The following is a 17,733-nucleotide window of genomic DNA, read 5'->3' as shown; positions in this document are numbered from 1 at the left end:
GATCTTAATATGGCAGCAATTAGGGCTAGGAAAAGAGTAAAATAAAAAAACTTTTATCGGTAGTTTTAAGGGCTTGGAATAATAACATATAAAAATAATAATTTTTTTGAGATGAAGCCAGCCTTAGCTAATTTACCTTGGGATGGGTTTTTATCTAAATATTGCACAGTATGAAAGGCAGGTGTTCTGGGGGAAGCTTGACAGTTGATTTTCTATGCAAATTGAGTGGCATTGTCGTTTCATGGTCTCTAAAGGAAGAAGTTTGTAAACATTAATTAAATGAAGGTGTTTTCGACTGTTATATTTTGGCTGGTTTGAAGTGCGTTCTATATGGATATTTCTTTCTAGTGCCTTTCTTATTCTGTTTTATACATAAAGCCTTGCTAATAAAGTTGCGGTGTTGACTTAAGTGTTGCTGGCTTCTCGACTTTGTGCCAATGTGAGGGATTTGGAATGCAATGTTAAGGGAGGTTTCTAGAATGGCTGCGCCAATGGTTTTACATGGTTGGGAGGGGGCTTATTTTAATGGCTACTTTGCTCAAGTGAAAACCATGTACACAAGTAGTAAAGTGTGACGTCTATTTCTAGTGCATCAAACAATATAAAATACTTAATTTCCGAGTTGCAGATGTCCTGTAAAAACAGCCTTTTTATAGGAGTGCTTCCTGTGGGATGGAGATAGCCTAATAAGTTGCCTTTTTATCAGGGCCATGGTTCTATTAATTTGAGTTAGAGAAGTTGTGACTGTTAAATAAAAAACTCATGTGAGGTCTCTGGCATATTTTTGCTGCCATTCCAGAATAAAATCAAATAAAAAGGAAGTAGTTTTGAATAAGATAGTATTTGTGGTGTTGCTGATTGTATGGAGTGTAAAGGTTTTTGCATCAGATCCCAATGTAGATCAAGCCAGGGCCTCTTTACAGGTTGTCAAAGAGCTAACACCCTGGCCTTGGGAGGAGCCTGTTACTCCAATACTCGATGATTATTTGGCCGCTGAGTTTGACCAGTATCAGGGGTGGGCTAAATCACTTTATATGGTTGATGAATTGAAAATGCACAAGTGGGGTCAGTCTATCACTGAGTTTACCGTGCTCGCCGAACTTTTATATACCTTTCAGCCGGAAGATTACCAAGAAGAGAACAGGTTAACTTTTGAAGCCGCTATTGCGGATTTAGATATGTTCCGGATGGAGCTTAATGAATTCCTGTATCCCTATGTGCCTAGCTATAACCTCAAGCATCAGAATTTGGTACGGCATTTTGACGGTGAGGGCATTGTCATTGGGGTGTTTGATTTGTTTGATCCTGTTCGTTTACAGGAACAGCGTGAGCGGCACCCTAATATCGAAGCCGAAGTTCAATTTGGTGATCCCATCACCTTCCTGCATGGCAATACCGTTATTGATATTATCCTCGATATTGCGCCCAAGGCTACTATTGTACCCATAAGTACTGAAAGCAAAACGTACAATGAAGCCATGGCTTACATGCGTAACCGAGATGATATTGATGTAATTAATATGAGTCGGGCTTTTCATATCACCAATGATCAGCTGGATCCGGAGTTCTCGGAGCATCTATCCCATATTTTGCAATCCAAAATATTTACCAAGTCAATTGGGAATACAGGTACTGACTTGGAAGGTGAGAATACGGATGTTCGCAAGCGTCTAGGCCTTCCTCCGCTGGGAAGTTTTTTTACCTATGACCTGGATCTGATTAAGGCCTTTTTACAGCAAAATCAAGGTGCTTCAGGCAGTCAAAACTTGATGTTTGCGATCAATTTGCAGCCATTCTCCAACGAAGTCTCTTTAACTGCCACGGTTCCTGGTTATAACCCCTTGGCGATCAAGCGGAGCTTTGCTATCTCGGGAGATGCAGTTTACTCAGTTTCAAGCCATAACTTTGAATCCGGTAGCTCTTTTGCCGCACCACAGTTGGCGGCTATCAGCGCGTTGCTATTGGATGCAGCGGATCATTATGGGTACTCCAGCGGTGAGGCTGTGCCATTGGTAGCGCAGTCGCTTCAGGGTACGGCAAGGCGATCCCACTTAGGTGTCAATAATACCGGATTGGGCCTTGTTGATGCCCACAAGGCATTAGCAAAGCTAATTCAGTCGAGTCGAAGGGTAGAATAGCTCTTTGCGCAGTTTTCGATGCCGGTAACAGCTACCTGTGCAACCTCCGTGTCGGAGTATTCTTGAAATGAAGGCAGGTGAGAATGCGGCAGGATCGTTTATGATTGCTACCCTGATCAGATATTTTATTAACGAGTACCTCTGGGAAGTTTAAATTGAAAGCAATCGTATTATTATTTCTGCTCTTTAGTAGTCTCGCCTGGTCTTCCGAAGATATCGAATGTGGCAAATCATGCACATTTGTACTGAAAAATCACAAAGAGGCCACTTACTCAATCATCAATGAAAAGAGAGCCGATGTAAGGCTCACGCCATTCTCAACCTTTAAGGTGCCTAACACTCTGATTGCATTAGATGCTGGTTTGGTCCGCAGCCTTATACAGGAATTAACCTATGACCACTTGAAGTATCCGGCTCAGCGGTGGTGGCCCAGTATTTGGTATGACAAGCCGCTACCCATCCGGGCGGCTTTTCAAAATTCCGCAGTGCCTATTTATCGGCAATTAGCCTCTCAAATAGGCAGGAAGAGAATGAATCAATATTTGATTCAGTTCGACTATGGTAACAGGGATATCTCCTCTGGTTTGGATAAATTTTGGCTAAATGGGAGCCTGAAGATATCGGCCAAGGAGCAGGTGAATTTCTTGCAAAAGCTATTTTCTGGAGCCCTGCCTATTTCTGATGACTCTCTTGCTTTATTCAAAGAAGTTATGTTTGTAGAGGAGACAGACTCGTACAAGCTCTATGCAAAAACGGGAGGCGGGCAGATTAATGATGAATTTGCTTTGGGTTGGTATGTTGGCGTAGTGGAAACTGGCAACAATATGTATTTTTTTGCAGTCAATATAGATGGTAAGAGTTTTGCCGAAGTACAGCAGAGAAGGATTCAGTTTGCCCGACAACACTTGTCACGGCTCGGAGTGATTTAGATTTCCGCTTTATAAATAAGTTAATGATTTCCCATTACTGGCAAGCAGTGGTGCCACTTGGTACAACTGCTTTATCGTTTAAGTTAAATTCGGATTTTTTCGCCCATTACTATCACGCGGCTCATAGGAATGCGGTAATACTCTACAGCGCTACTCACATTGCGGAACATAACCGCAAACAACCGCTCTCGCCATAAGAACATACGGCTATCCTCCTGCTTGGTTGGGGTGATGGTTTGTCTTGTTAAAAAATATGAAGCCTTATTGGGGTCGATATCCAGCTCTTTCTTAAGGCGTAGCCGCTTTAAAACCTTCCAAATATCCGGCTGCTCTATGTAGCCATAGCGTAAAAGTAAGTAGTGGCAGTTTTCACGGATTTCGCTGAGGATATACCGGTTGCCAGGCATTACTCGTGGAGCATTCACAAATGATACAGTAATGAACAGTAAGTTTTCGTGTAATACTTTATTGTGCTTCAGGTTATAAATCAGTGCGTGGGGAGTGGATAGCTGTCTGGAGGTTAGGAATACTGCAGTTCCAGGAACTCTTATAGGGTTTTTCTTCAGCAGGGCGGTTAGATAAGGCTCCAGTTTGAATTCTTGCCGCTGAAGTTGTAGCGCTAAGGCTTCCCTGCCATCTCTCCAGGTGAACATTGAGATACAGGCTATGGCACCTAAACCGAGAGGAAACCAGCCACCATGACTAATTTTTAGCAAGCTGGAAGAGAAAAAGGCGAGATCTATGAAGATAAAGAAGGCCGCCACTGATAGACAAAGTAGTAAGTGACATTTTAATTGAATGCGGTATACAACCGCGGCCAGGCAAGTACTTATCAACATAGCGCCGCTTACGGAAACACCGTAGGCAGCGGCTAAATTGGTGGATGAGCCGAAACCCACTACCGCTCCTATCACTAAAAACATAAGCAGCCTGTTAACACCTGGCATAAATATCTGCCCCTCAAGATGAGCTGAGGTATGACGAAGGGTAAGGCGGGGTAAAAGCCCTAGTTGCATTGCTTGTTTGGCCAAGGAGAAGCTGCCGGTAATACAGGCTTGAGAGGCAATAACTGTGGCGGCGGTGGCAAGTATGATTACCGGATAAAGCCCCCAACTGGGAAACATGCGGTAGAAGGGGTTATCGACTGCATAGGGATGGCTCATCAACAGTGCACCTTGTCCCATGTAGTTCAGAAAAAGAGCGGGAAAAACCAATCCCAACCATGCCATTCTGATTGGGCTGCGGCCGAAGTGGCCCATATCGGTGTAAAGTGCCTCAGCCCCGGTAAAAACCAGAAGAACAGCGCCTAATACCAAGAATGAGCTAAAACCATGACTGGTGAGGAATCTCAGGGCATGTTCAGGGTTGATCGCATGGAGAATCTGAGGGTTGTTGATGATGCTGGATACTCCAGCTACCAAAAGTGTGAGAAACCAGAGAGCAGTGATGGGTCCAAATAGTGTTCCCACGGTAGAGGTACCGTAGCGCTGAACTGAGAATAGGCAAATTAAGACTCCAATGGAGATAGGTACTACTAGAGATTGGTGTGTCTGATTTCCAACCTCAAGCCCCTCTATAGCCGAGAGTACAGAGATCGCTGGGGTAATAATGGCATCCCCAAAGAAAAGTGCGGCGCCAAGTATGCCGGCGGTAACTACAAACCATTGGAGGTATTTACGTCCTTCTGTGGCATCCATTGCCAGCGTCATCAGTGCCATGATGCCGCCTTCCCCACGATTATCCAGCCGCATTATCAATGTCACATATTTGATTGTCACGATCAGTATCAGGGCCCAGAAGATCGTTGAAACGCCACCGAGTATATTGGCCTCAGTTAAAGGAATATTGAGCCTCGAGTGGAAGATCAATTTAACCGCGTACAGGGGGCTGGTGCCTATGTCTCCGAAAACCACGCCGAGGGCCGCCAGCGATAGAAACCATTTTCCCTTGCGAGTCTTCTCTTTGCTTTTCATAAGGGGCTGCTATCAAAAGGCGGCCGAGCTTTCTCGATCTGCTGGCATTAGAGTCGATTGTGGGGCTGTTGTGGCTGGCTGATTCGGGATTGGCAATATCAATTTACTGCTTTCATTCTTGTGGTCCATGGGGTCCGCCTATCCAGATCCAGTTCTCCGTTGAAAGATATTAGCAAGCCGCTGGCATGGGCAAATTTGCCTTGCAAAGTAGTCTTCCAAACTGGACTAATAGGAAAAGTGGAGTTTGCGGTCTCCGAAGGAGTCATCCTGTGCTAAAACTCAGAGGGGTTTTGCATCCGTACGTGCAAAATACTGACTCTGCCCCATGGGTGTGGGGAATGCTGGATCAGGTTTTAGGCTAGCAAGTAAAAAAGCAAAGAAAGAAGCGTCGAATACCCCATATCTGGCCAAATCATGAGTGATTACAACGACGAGAGACGCTCCTATGAAAGCATCCGATCTATTTGTGCGCGCCCTGGAAGCCGAGGGGGTTGAGTATGTTTTTGGTATTCCCGGCGAGGAAAACCTGGATATGCTGGAGTCTTTGCGGGGCTCCAAAATACAGTTAATCCTTACTCGTCACGAGCAGGCCGCTGGATTTATGGCGGCCACTTATGGCCGCCTTACCGGTAAATCTGGTGTGTGCTTGGCAACCCTGGGGCCAGGTGCCACTAATCTGGTTACCGCGGCTGCTTATGCTCAGCTGGGAGGGATGCCTATGGTGATGATTACTGGGCAGAAACCTATTAAGAGTTCCAAGCAGGGACAATTTCAAATTATTAATATCGTCGACATGATGCGGCCCCTTACCAAGTACACAAAAACGATTGTGGGAGGGGATTATGTGCCGGCGTATGTGCGCGAAGCCTTTCGTCTCTCAGAGGAAGAGCGGCCAGGGGCTACGCACTTGGAGTTTCCCGAGGATATCGCTCGGGAGCATTCCGCCATGCCGGTGCTCGACATCAGCTATCAGCGCCGTCCCATTGCTGAAGAAAAAGCCATTCGTAAGGCGGCTGAGGCTATCGCCAGCTCTCGCAAGCCTCTACTGCTGATCGGCGCCGGCGCGAACAGAAAGCTGACGTCGAAGATGCTGAGAAAATTTGTGGAAAAGCTGGGAATCCCCGCAATTACCACGCAGATGGGTAAGGGAGTGATCGATGAATCGGGGCCGCACTTTATTGGCAATACGGCCTTATCCGATGGTGACTTTATTCATCGCACTATTGAGCAGGCAGATCTCATCATTAACGTAGGTCACGATGTTGTAGAGAAGCCCCCGTTCTTTATGCGCCCTGGTGGGCCAGAAGTGGTACATATTAACTTCAATGCGGCCCAGGTAGACCCGGTGTATTTCCCGCAGATAGAAGTGATCGGTGATATCGCCAACAGCCTGTGGCAGCTGCAGGAACACCTAGAGCCACAAGAGCACTGGAGTTTTAGCGATGCTCACCGCATCCGGGCTGCCTTGCAGAAGCATATTGAGGAGGGTTCGAGCGCAGATACTTTCCCCATCAGACCCCAGCGACTAGTAAGGGATGTGCGTGAGGTGATGCCAGAGAAGGGCGTGATTGCCCTCGATAATGGCATGTTCAAGATCTGGTTTGCCCGCAATTATCCCGCTTACTTTCCGAATACCGTACTTTTGGATAATGCGCTGGCCACTATGGGGGCTGGTTTGCCATCGGCCATGGCAGCCAAGCTGGTTTGTCCCGATCGCCGGGTGGTGGCTATCTGTGGGGACGGGGGTTTTATGATGAACTCCCAGGAAATAGAAACCGCTGTTCGCCTGAAGCTGGACTTAATTGTGTTGATTTTGCGCGATGATGCCTATGGCATGATCAAATGGAAGCAGTCCATGATGGGGCTTAAGAATTTTGGTCTCGATTTTACCAATCCTGATTTTGTGGCTTATGCGAAATCTTATGGTGCCGAAGGGCATCGTATACAGGCAACAGATGAATTGAAACCGATGATTGAGAAGTGCTGCCGGGAGGGCGGGGTACATTTGATAGAAGTTCCCATGGATTACAGCCATAATGATCGAATACTGAATCACGAAATTAAGGACTTGGCGAGCAAGCTATAGCTTGAGGTAGCAACGCTAGTTCACGGTATTTCTGCGGCCTCATTTCAAGCTCTGGGCCGCAGTGATGCCGCGATAGCATTCAGGAGGCTTCACCGATCAACAATTTTTTTCATTGCACTGCTACGCCAACTGAACCAGCTCAGTATCAAAACGAAAACGGCCGCAATGGCAGTGATAAAAAATGGTAGTCGGATATTAATTTCCATAGCGCCGCCACCCAATAGTGAGATAAGGGTGGCCACAATGGTGAAGCCCGCTGTGGCGATACCCATTACCCATCCCTGTTCGCTCTCATCCACACTATTGGCAAACAAGTTCAGTAGTGCCGGATAGGCTAGTCCAAAGCACAAGTAGGCGAGAAACACACTCAAGTAACAAAGCCAAACCTGGCTACTGAAAGCAAAAACCAGCGCACAGGCCCCCATGGTCAATGCCGATACCTTGATAACCAGTGGCTTGCCCCACTTAGACAGCACGGGTTTAACCAAAAAGATACTGGAAGTACCCACGGCGATTCCCATGAATAGCATGGCCATACTGGTTCCCAGTAAGCCGAGGCCAAAGCGGCTGCTGAGATAGTTGGTGATAAAGATATAAAAACTGAGGTGAACCAGCATAAAACTTAGGTAAGCTGGGCAAAGCCTGATGACTAAGGGCCTCTCTTTGAGGTGTGCAAATTGCCTGAATAAGTCAGATAAGCGCAATTGAATAGGCGAAGTCGGGGGGCGGCTATCGTGATAAAAGAGCAGAATTAGGCCGAGGGTGATAGCAACCAAAAGTAGCGCAAAATAAAAAGGCAGTTGAATGCTTGCAATATTACCGAGCAGGGCCTTGTCGGCTAAGACTCCAGCGATAATTGGTCCCGCAACTGCTCCCGCGCTCATTCCCGCCACCAGTAACCCCAAGTTTTTTGAAGCATCCAGTTCATCACGGCTTGCATCAATCATTGCCGCTTGGGCAATGGGCTGGTTGCCGGCAGTAAATCCACTGACCACGCGCCCAAGAATCAGCAACCACAGGCTGCTGGCAAATAAGGCTGCGAGTGTAATTGCATAGCCTGCCAGGGCGCCAACCAAACAAAGTACCATCGCGCTTTTTCGGCCGATACTGTCAGATAACTTAGCGATATACACCGCCCCAATAAACCAAGCTAAAAAAAAGCTACTGATAACAATGCCATAGTAGAGGTGGCGGGTGGATTGTGCGGTGTCTGTAGGCAGGAATTGAAACTTGGTGGACATGACCAGTTCATTAATGATGGGGAATAGCAGTCCTTGACCCATCAAGTCGATAAATACCACAGCCAGCAGGGCCAGACGGCTCATTGCAGACATCGAGTTTCCTTATGGGGTTTGTATTGATCGCTGTGCAGGGTTGGCAGCCCTGAAGAGAAGATAGCACTGAGGTAGTTGTTAGATACGGCTGCTGAGGTGATGGTGTGGAAAGTTTGAAAGCTACAAAGGTCGCCCCCAAAGGGGATGGAGGCGAGAAGCTCGGCGTGATCAGTTAGCGCACTTCCTGGCACAGGTTGTATTGCGCAACGCAGCGGCTGACATAGCCAATCTTGATAAACGTTGCACTGATAATCATAAAAATATGGCCCGCCACTTGGGCTGGGATAGAAAAATAATGGGAGAGCGGGTAGCAGATGACAACGGTGAGTAATAGCAGGGGGGTAGAGAGCAACAGGGTGAGATTTCCGGCCTTGAGCAAGAGTTCAAAACGCCTGCGAATTTTTAAAGTGTATGTGTCCAGCATTGTCTTCGCCTCTATTACTAAATAACCTCAATGGTTATTAGGCAAATGTTATGCCAGCTTAATAATTCTTTATAAATCAATAGCTTAGGGTGATTAAGATATTTGTTTGTGTCAATTTGACCTATATGGTGACCATGTCATAATGACACAAAAGAAGCTTATTGACTTGGTGAGATATGGTGGATATCAATTCTACTCTATTGCTTGAAGTAGCTCTGGATCTCGCAAATAGCCTGAATAATAGTGACCGATTTGAACGACTGCTCTCCACCATCCGCAAGGCAATTAAGTGTGATGCGGTGGCCTTGCTGGGGCTGAATGGAGAGGTGCTTACCCCCCTGGCTGTGCAGGGCTTGGCCAGGCGTACTATGGGGCGGCGTTTCCTAATTAACGAGCATCCCCGCCTAGCGCAAATCTGCAGTTCTGATGCTCCCGTTCGCTTCCCCTCTGATTGCAATTTGCCGGACCCTTTTGATGGCTTACTACTGGATAGGGAAGGGGACCTACCGGTGCACTCCTGTCTCGGTTTGCCGCTGTATTCTGACAATCATCTAGTGGGGCTGCTTACTTTGGATAGTATGACCTCAGACGCCTATAGCCTGATTAGCGATCGAACGCTTGAGCTAATCGCCGCACTCTCAGCCGCTACTCTCAAAACGGCTTTGGAGCTAAAAGCGCTGTCCCTTTCTGCTGAACATGCCGAACAACTGGTAAAAGAGTTGACCCAGGAAGCCTTTCTGCGGGATGGCGGTGAGTTAATCGGCGAAAGCCAAGTGATGAGGGCCTTGCGAAGCGACATTGAATTAGTTGCGGGGTCTGACTACAGCGTGCTTATTCTAGGGGAAACTGGTGTAGGTAAGGAGCTAGTTGCCCGCACAGTACATCGGCTGTCATCTCGTCGGGAAAAACCTCTTGTCTATCTCAACTGCGCCTCCTTAACAGAAACACTGGCAGAAGCGGAGTTATTCGGGCATGCGAAGGGGGCTTTTACTGGCGCTGATCGGGATCGCCCAGGAAAGTTTCTATTGGCAAACGGCGGGACACTTTTTCTGGATGAAGTGGGTGAACTGCCTTTATCAGTTCAGGGCAAACTGCTGCGGGTACTGCAAAGTGGTGAAATTCAGCCTGTTGGTAAGGATGCGGTACAGCATGTAGATGTGCGTATAGTGGCCGCTACCAATCGGGATTTGCTCAAAGAAATCGACTTAGGTGGATTCAGGGCCGATTTGTATCACCGTCTCTCTGTTTATCCTCTGGAAGTACCCGCACTATCACAGAGAGAAAATGATGTTCTCCTGCTGGCAGATTATTTTCTGGAGCGCTCCACGAGGAAGCTTGGCTTCCGTCAGCTGCGGCTATCAGCAGATGCTTCCAGTAAATTAAAGCGTTATAGCTGGCCTGGAAATGTGAGAGAGCTGGAGCATATCATCAGCCGCGCAGCGCTCAAGGCAAGAAAAAACGCATCACTCTCTGAAATAGTATCACTGACGGCGGCACATATAGAGATTCCGGATGACATAGCAGCGCAACCAGAGTTTGAGAGACCCGTTCAGCCTCCGCTTGGGGCAATAAATCTTAGGGTAGCCACTGAAGAATATCAGCGGGATCTTATAAAGCATATATTGACTCAGAGCGATGGGAATTGGAGTAGGGCAGCGAAATCGCTCTCTACGGATAGGGGCAACTTGGTCCGCCTTGCAAAACGTCTGGGTATCCATGTAAAAAAAGAAGTTGTGGGCGGAAATTGATGGCGCTTTGCACAATATAGGTTGCTAGGGGATATGGATGAATAGGGATATTTGTGATTGGGTTTGGAGTAGTTACTTTCACTAAGGATAATAAACAAATCTCTATTGCAGATTAGAAACAGGCGAGGCATACCTGTGCTGACATTTTGGCTGTTATTGCCAGCACAGGTTAGATCAATTGATCGCCACCCTTATGTTACGCGCTAGCAGGTTCAGGCACGTCCGAGTCAATCTTTTGAGCAAAACTCTGCTGCTCAGAGCGGAACAGCTTTTGTGAGAGTAGTGCAGACATAAAGGCTAAAACAAACAGAGCGCTAAATATCATCCCGCCTGTAATCACCGTCGCCAGGCCTCGATAAATTGCAGCACTGCTCCCTGGATTTAACACCAAAGGCAGGTTGCCAAAGATACAGGTGATTGTTGTTAGCATAATGGGACGAGCGCGCAAGCTGGCTGCTGCATAAATAGCTTCTAGCTGACTGGCCCCGGCCTGTAATGACTTTTGAAATTGATTCACTAATAGTATTGCGTTGTTGACTACAAGCCCCATCAGAATTACGAATCCAATCATTGTAATTACATCAAGGCTTTGGGGGGTGAAAAGGTTTAATAGCTGTAAACTTAACATCCCGCCGGCAAATGAGAGGGGTATAGCGCAAAGCACGGCGGCGGCCAGCTTTGCAGATCTTAGGGCAAAATACATCAACAGGGCGAGTACTGCGAGAGCAGCCAAGAATATTTTAAGAAATTCAACTAGGAACAGGTTTAGTTCGTTTGCGCTGCCCCTGAACTGAGTGTGCAAATCGCTATAGGAGCTTTCTGCTAAAAAGGACTGTACCGATTGGTCTACGTTTTCAACAAATGACTTCATTGCTACCCCTTCTGGCGGGGTTAGGTTTAACGATGCACTGACTTCTTGCCCAACTCGCAAAATACTGGCTGGGGCTTGGGTTAATTTTGCGCTTGCTAATTCACGGACAGGAATCAGGCCGTGCCCGTCAATCCATATTTCAGTGTTTAGAAGTACTTCCAGGCTCTGTGGGTCTTCTGCTTTGAAGTAGAATGGTAGCGTGTTAGTGCCAGTATAAAAATGGCCTATGTATATCCCATCGGTCAAAGCCATAAGTTGGCGGTTTAGCTCTGAAACTGTAATGCCTAAATAAGTTAATTGATCCAGACGAGGTTGGAACTCTATGCGTACAGCCCGGTTTTGCAGTGCGCTCCCCTCCTGGATTTGTGCGTCTGGAAACTCTGCGCGCAGATGGTTCATTAACTCAGTGCCAGCCATTTGTAGCCTGGAAAGTTCAGCCCCTTTAATATCCAGTTGGCTTATTCGATTGTTTGGCATTGCAAATCGTAAAAGACCCCCATGCCTGAAATGGATACGGGTACCTACAAGTCCATAGAGTACTTTCTCATTCATCCATTCCCGCAGTGATTCAAAATCCCAATCGCCTTGGGTATACATATAGAGGTTGCAATTGCTTGGGTTGCAGATAATGCCGTAAGTGGAAACATGATCTTCTATTTCTTTAAAGTTGCTGGTGATTCGATTCACCACGCGTTCCCCGTAATCCGTTCTAATAGCATCTGTGGCTAGTGCGCTCTCAAAGTTGATAAAAACGGAAACCATATTCTGTTTTGGATCTGGCAATACATCTATGGATGGTGTGGAAACATAGGTGGCTATGAGTGCGATGGGTAGCCCAAGAATAATGGCTGTAATAGACCGTCTGGGGGTAGCTGTAGCTTTGATGGAAAGGGCAACCCATCTTTTTAGGATTAATAGAATTCTTGTGTTTGAAGATTCTTTCTTTATTTTTTTTGAATGGCCTAATATGTACCTTGCGAATGAAGGTAGTATTAATAAGGCAAAGAGCAGTGAGGCGAGTAAAGCGCTTGAAATTGTAAAAGCGAGATCTCTAAATAATTGCCCTGTTGCAGATTGCATGGCAATAATAGGCAGGAACACAATGACGCTTGATATCGTTGATGATGCCAATGAACCTGTAACTTCTCGTGTTCCCTGTACAATGCTTTCCTGGGTGCCAATGCCTTGCTGGCGAAGCCTTTGAATATTTTCCACCACAATAATTGCCGCATCTACCATCAATCCGATAGAAAGAGCGATGCCTGCCAATGAAATAACATTCATGCTTCTACCCCCAATATACATACCCACAACGACGAGGGAGATGCATACGGGAATGCTGAGGAATATTAAAGTTAAAGTTCTCAGGTTACGCAGAAACCAGTACAAAACCAAGCAGGCTAGCAGCGATCCAAGAAGGAGGCTCCCGTACACCAGATTCAGGGAGTCTCGGATTCCTTTGGAGTCATCACGGCTTATGGCCAATTCCATGTCTAACCGAGCTAACTCTCCACTATTCAGCTCCGCCATGGTTGACTTCAGCTGTGCAATAGTGTCAAGAGCATTGACGTTTTCGGTGGGGAGCAAGTAGAAATAAAAGGATCGATTGCCCTCAAGGGCAAAATATGCCCAGTCGGATGCAGGCCGTGCGTTTACAGAGGCAATGTCAGAGAGCCGTATAATCTGGTTTCCACGTGTGGCGATAGGTAATCGTGAGAGCTCATCTAGGGGGATTTGGCCCTTAAAATGTAATGCATAGTCCTTAGAGCCAATTTTCAGGTTGCCGCCCGATCGGTCCACAAGATCATTAAGGTGTGCAGTTACCCCAGCAATACTTAAGGAATTTTGAGTCATCTTCTCTGGATCGAACTCAATATCGACCCGTTGGGCGATAGGCGTAGCGGCAACTTCTATAGAGGATACTCCCGGAATTTTACTTATGGCTGGCTTTACGTGGTTTAAAAATGCATCAATTAATTCCAGCTCACTGGCTGACTTCTTCGAATAGAGGAAGAAGGTTGCTAGCGTAGCCCCCGCACCATTGGCAAAATTGAAAACTTGGGGTGTGCGGACTTGCGTGGGCCAGTTCGGTACCTGATTGATTCTGGAGAGTACCTCAATATACATTTGCTCCATATCTGCTTCAGAGTGAAAGTCAATCGTGACCCAGGCAAAGCCACTGTTTATATTTGTCTGCACCTCTTTCAGGTAGCTTAGGCTCGATAGCTCCTGCTCAAGTGGTGCAACTAATATTTGCTCTATCTCTTCCGCTGTCTTTCCCGGCCAAGGAATAGCCAGTGCAATTTGTGGACGATTGATAGTGGGGAGTAGTGCATTAGGCAAGTTTAGGCCCGCAATAATACCGGCAACAATTAGGGCAAAAGTGCAACTTATAATAAATGAACTGTATTTCTCCAGGGATTTCATGTGTTTTCCCTCTTTGTCGGAGAGACAGTTTCATTGGGTTGTAGGCCTTCATAACCCAGAACGACTACAAGATCTCCAGGTTTAATGGTTGAACGTACAACAAAGTGTCCCTTCAAGGTATCTATTATTTGAACCTCGGTACTAACCGCCCTTTGATCACTGTCTAGAGTCCAGATTTTATATTGGTCGCCCTCTAGTATTACGGCATCACTGGGAACTTTTGTTACCCTCTCCTGCGTTTTTTTAGTTGAGAGGGGTGTTTGCATCATTATTTCGAATCTCTGTCCTACTAATAGGGACGCGAATTGCTCTGATTCTGTTTCAAAGTAGAGGTTGAGATTTTGCGTTTCCGGATTGACAGTATGACTAATATTTCTTAAGGGGATATTTTGGTCCCTAAAAGTAAAGGAGCTACTGTTGAGTAAATTTTCATTGTTTAATTTTTCTTCGGGAAGGCTGCACTCAATTTGATTTTCTTTCAGAGGCAGCAATTGCATGATTCTTTGCCCCGAATTTAGTCTCTCACCGGGGTTGGCTTCTATACTTACAACTTGACTATCAGTTCTTGCATAGTGTTGCAGTCGTTCTAAACGGTATTCGGCTGTTGTTAGCTGGTGCTCGAGTCTTTGTTTTGTGAGCCGGTAGGTATCAGCATTGAGCTTAAGGCTGTTTAAGTGGGACGGAGACACCATGTCTGCTGAGCGAAGCTTCTCCAGTCTGCTCAGCTCTTCTTCCGCATAAATCAGCTGGCTCTGTGTGATTGCAATATCTGTGCGAATAATCTCAATCTCCTGAGAGAGATAAAATCCATCCTGTGCGGCTACTAACTCGCCAGCTTTAATTATTGAACCTACGGGTTTTACTTGGGTGAGCTCGGCTTCAGTGTGGCTGGAGACTTGGTGTAGCGGAGGAGATAACACCGAACAAAATAATCTGGTATTAATAGCTTGCTGCCACGGGTGTGCAGCCTCAACGAGTACTGCACGACTATCATCAGCAAAAATACTAGAGCTAGAAAATAGAGTGGTAGAAATGATGCTGCTGGCAAGAAATGCTCTAAATTGACTGTTTCGCATTCGGAGGCTCTAGTCGATATTATTCTTAGATTAATGTTTGTGGTGAGACTATCTGGCGCTAAAGAGACTTAATGTCTTTAGTGTTGTAGTTGACAAAAGGGTATGGGGATGCTGATTTTCCTGCAATTGGCCTACGACAAGGTGAGGCCTAAAGGGGATAAGTGGTGTTTGGAATTAGGTTCTATTTGCTCGGTTTTTTGAGAGGGCTTTTTGCTAGCATAATTTTTTGGTTAGACACTTCCTAAGTGCCATTGGACATGTCTTGCTAAAGCGGAATCGAAATATTTTATTGTAGGCCTGCAGCGTGTTATCGGTGTTGCTGAGTTCTGCTTTCTTTATGTTTAAAGTTTTTTGTCATGCCAATTTTGCACTATCCAAAGAAACTCTCGAAGGTGCCTGCTTTTGCTGGTTAATAAGGTAACCAACAATTGCGTATTCAAGCACCTGTTTAACGAGATCTTCTACGGGATAGACTGGTTGCGTATTAAATAATTGGTACTGTCTTTTCTATTTTCCAGACTTTTCTACCGTCTTGTTTTGAGATCACTTCCGCATCAGTCTTAGCCCATTGAAAACCACCAGCAGGCTGGTCCCCATATCGGCGAATACTGCCATCCACATAGTGGCTTCACCGGCAAAGGCGAGTGCCAGAAAGACCGCTTTGATACCCAGGGCAAGGATGATGTTTTGCCAAAGAATATGAGCTGTCGTACGGGAGAGGCGGATAAAACTGGCGATTTTACCCAGGTTGTCATCCATCAGGGCAACGTCTGCCGTTTCTATGGCGGTATCGGTGCCGGTTGCGCCCATGGCGAAGCCGATATCAGCTCGCGCCAGGGCTGGTGCATCATTGATGCCGTCGCCCACCATGCCGACCCGGCCGTGGCCGGCAAGGGAATCCACTTCATGGAGTTTATCTTCTGGCAGTAGGTTGCCCATAGCCCGATCGATGCCCACCTCCTTGGCAATGGCATCGGCGGTGTGCTGATTGTCACCGGTCAGCATCAGGGTTTTCACCCCCAATTGGTGGAGCTCATCAATGGCTTTGCGGCTGGATTCTTTTACCGTATCGGCTACGGCAAACAGAGCCAGAACACGGTTTGCATCCACCAACATAACGACCGTTTTCCCCTGATACTCCAGTTTTGAGAGGCGATCCTCTAGCTCCTCACTGCAAACGCGCAATTCTTCCACCAGGCGGTGATTACCGAGGTAATAGCTTGTGCCTTCAATCTCTCCTCGAATCCCGCGCCCGGCCAGGGCTTCAAAGGCTTCTACTTCTAGTAAGGGTGCTCCACTGGCGTTGAGAAATTCTGCCACTGCCTTCGAAACCGGGTGATCGGAGCGGTGGGCGAGGCTGGCGGCGAGGCGCTTTACCCGCGCCTCATCTTTGCCCGTTATCAGGGCAAAATCTGTTACCTGCGGTGCACCGTGGGTGATGGTGCCGGTTTTATCCAGGGCCAGCCAGCGCAGCCGGCGCCCCTCTTCGAGGTATGCCCCCCCTTTAATCAGCGTGCCGTGTCTTGTTGCTGCTGCGAGGCCGCTGACGATGGTGACCGGGGTGGCAATGACCAGAGCGCAGGGGCAGGCGATAACCAGCAGTACCAGGGCGCGGTAGATCCACTCCATCCAGGCACCGGAGAAAAACAGCGGGGGAATTAACGCTGTGGCAAGGGCAACCGCAAATACCAAGGGGGTATACCAGCGCGCGAACTGATCGACAAAACGCTGGGTGGGCGCGCGGCTGCCTTGCGCCTCCTCAACCGCGTGGATGATTCGGGCAAGTACGGCATCACTGGCTACGGCAGTCACCCTATATTCCAGTGCGCCGGACTCATTGATGCTACCGGCAAAGAGGCTGTCTCCAGCTTCTTTATCTACCGGAAGGCTCTCACCAGTGATTGGGGCTTGGTTCACCGCAGAGTTGCCTTTAATTACTTCGCCATCCAGGGCGATGCGCTCACCGGGCCTCACCCTGACCTTGGCGCCGAGGGAAACGGTTTTTGCATTCACCTCGCGCCACTGGCCATCACCCTGAAGTACTGTGGCGGTTTCCGGGGCCAAGTCCATTAACTCGCGAATAGCGTTTCTGGCCCGGTCCAGAGACTTGGCCTCAATCAGTTCGGCGAGGGTGAACAGTACCATCACCATGGCAGCCTCAGGCCAGTGCCCAATCAAAAGTGCGCCTGTGACCGCGATGGACATCAGCGCATTCATATTCAGGTTGCGGTTCTTAAGGGCGATCCAACCTTTTTTGTAAGTAGAGAGCCCCCCGCCGGCAATGGCGGCTAATGCCAGTAACATGACCAGCCAACTGTTTCCCCCCTGTAACCAGAACACCACCTCAGAAGCGAGTGCCGCCAAGCCGGCTGCTCCCAGCAGCCACCAATTGGCCTTGGTTGCGGATGGTGCATTTTCTGTATCCGATGGGGAGGCGACCCTGGCATCCAGATCCAGAGGGGCGAGTATGTCCAGGATCTGTTGCTGCATACCCGGAGCGTGTCCAACCCGCAAAATGCGTTGCACCAGGTTAAAGTCCAGGCTGTAAATGCCTTCGAGTGGGGTGAGCTTGGCGCGGATCAAACCTTCTTCGGTGGGGCAATCCATTTTGGTGATTGAGAAGAGGGAGCTTTCGCTATCTTTTCCGGCGCCACTATCGAGCGGTTGTTGTAGAGGTTCAGTGCTGCTGCCACAGCCGCAAGTGGAGTCCTGTTTTCCCATGGTTAA

Annotated in this window: 10 protein-coding genes; 4 read left to right on the top strand and 6 right to left on the bottom strand. The window is 47.6% G+C overall.

Annotated features, from left to right (window positions below):
* Nucleotides 1-827 precede the first annotated feature (827 nt).
* Nucleotides 828-2,138: a hypothetical protein gene (locus ACJJIC_RS14160; protein WP_445357239.1), complete on the top strand. Its 1,311-nt coding sequence runs from the start codon at nucleotides 828-830 to the stop codon at nucleotides 2,136-2,138.
* 155 nt (nucleotides 2,139-2,293) lie between these two features.
* Nucleotides 2,294-3,067, top strand: coding sequence for a penicillin-binding transpeptidase domain-containing protein (locus ACJJIC_RS14155; RefSeq protein WP_445357238.1), 774 nt, complete (start codon nucleotides 2,294-2,296; stop codon nucleotides 3,065-3,067).
* An 83-nt stretch (nucleotides 3,068-3,150) separates the two neighbouring features.
* Here the strand turns inward: ACJJIC_RS14155 and ACJJIC_RS14150 are convergent, their stop codons facing one another.
* Complete coding sequence (locus ACJJIC_RS14150; protein ID WP_445357237.1) at nucleotides 3,151-5,040, bottom strand: potassium transporter Kup; 1,890 nt, start codon at nucleotides 5,038-5,040, stop codon at nucleotides 3,151-3,153.
* Nucleotides 5,041-5,485: 445 nt separating this feature from the next.
* On the opposite strand from ACJJIC_RS14150, the gene ACJJIC_RS14145 reads away from it, so the two are divergent.
* The gene (locus tag ACJJIC_RS14145; protein WP_252081750.1) at nucleotides 5,486-7,126 is read left to right on the top strand and encodes an acetolactate synthase large subunit; all 1,641 of its coding nucleotides are present in this window, start codon (nucleotides 5,486-5,488) and stop codon (nucleotides 7,124-7,126) included.
* An 89-nt stretch (nucleotides 7,127-7,215) separates the two neighbouring features.
* Here the strand turns inward: ACJJIC_RS14145 and ACJJIC_RS14140 are convergent, their stop codons facing one another.
* Nucleotides 7,216-8,460: an MFS transporter gene (locus ACJJIC_RS14140; protein WP_445357236.1), complete on the bottom strand. Its 1,245-nt coding sequence runs from the start codon at nucleotides 8,458-8,460 to the stop codon at nucleotides 7,216-7,218.
* Nucleotides 8,461-8,632: 172 nt separating this feature from the next.
* On the bottom strand, nucleotides 8,633-8,884 hold the full coding sequence (locus ACJJIC_RS14135) for a hypothetical protein (protein WP_252081748.1): 252 nt from the start codon (nucleotides 8,882-8,884) through the stop codon (nucleotides 8,633-8,635).
* A 176-nt stretch (nucleotides 8,885-9,060) separates the two neighbouring features.
* On the opposite strand from ACJJIC_RS14135, the gene norR reads away from it, so the two are divergent.
* Nucleotides 9,061-10,632: a nitric oxide reductase transcriptional regulator NorR gene (gene norR / locus ACJJIC_RS14130; protein ID WP_445357235.1), complete on the top strand. Its 1,572-nt coding sequence runs from the start codon at nucleotides 9,061-9,063 to the stop codon at nucleotides 10,630-10,632.
* A gap of 196 nt (nucleotides 10,633-10,828) precedes the next feature.
* Here the strand turns inward: norR and ACJJIC_RS14125 are convergent, their stop codons facing one another.
* From ACJJIC_RS14125 to ACJJIC_RS14115, 3 genes are all read right to left on the bottom strand, one after another.
* Nucleotides 10,829-13,930: an efflux RND transporter permease subunit gene (locus tag ACJJIC_RS14125; RefSeq protein ID WP_445357234.1), complete on the bottom strand. Its 3,102-nt coding sequence runs from the start codon at nucleotides 13,928-13,930 to the stop codon at nucleotides 10,829-10,831.
* Entirely contained in the window at nucleotides 13,927-15,006 is a 1,080-nt protein-coding gene (locus ACJJIC_RS14120; RefSeq protein ID WP_445357233.1) for an efflux RND transporter periplasmic adaptor subunit, read from the bottom strand. Before ACJJIC_RS14120 ends, ACJJIC_RS14125 begins: the two co-directional genes overlap by 4 nt.
* A 543-nt stretch (nucleotides 15,007-15,549) precedes the next feature.
* Entirely contained in the window at nucleotides 15,550-17,727 is a 2,178-nt protein-coding gene (locus ACJJIC_RS14115; RefSeq protein WP_445357232.1) for a heavy metal translocating P-type ATPase, read from the bottom strand.
* Nucleotides 17,728-17,733: the final 6 nt, after the last annotated feature.

The sequence above is a fragment of the Microbulbifer mixtoriginis (SeqCode) genome, from assembly GCF_052468275.1.
This window is presented reverse-complemented; position numbering and strand designations above follow the sequence as displayed.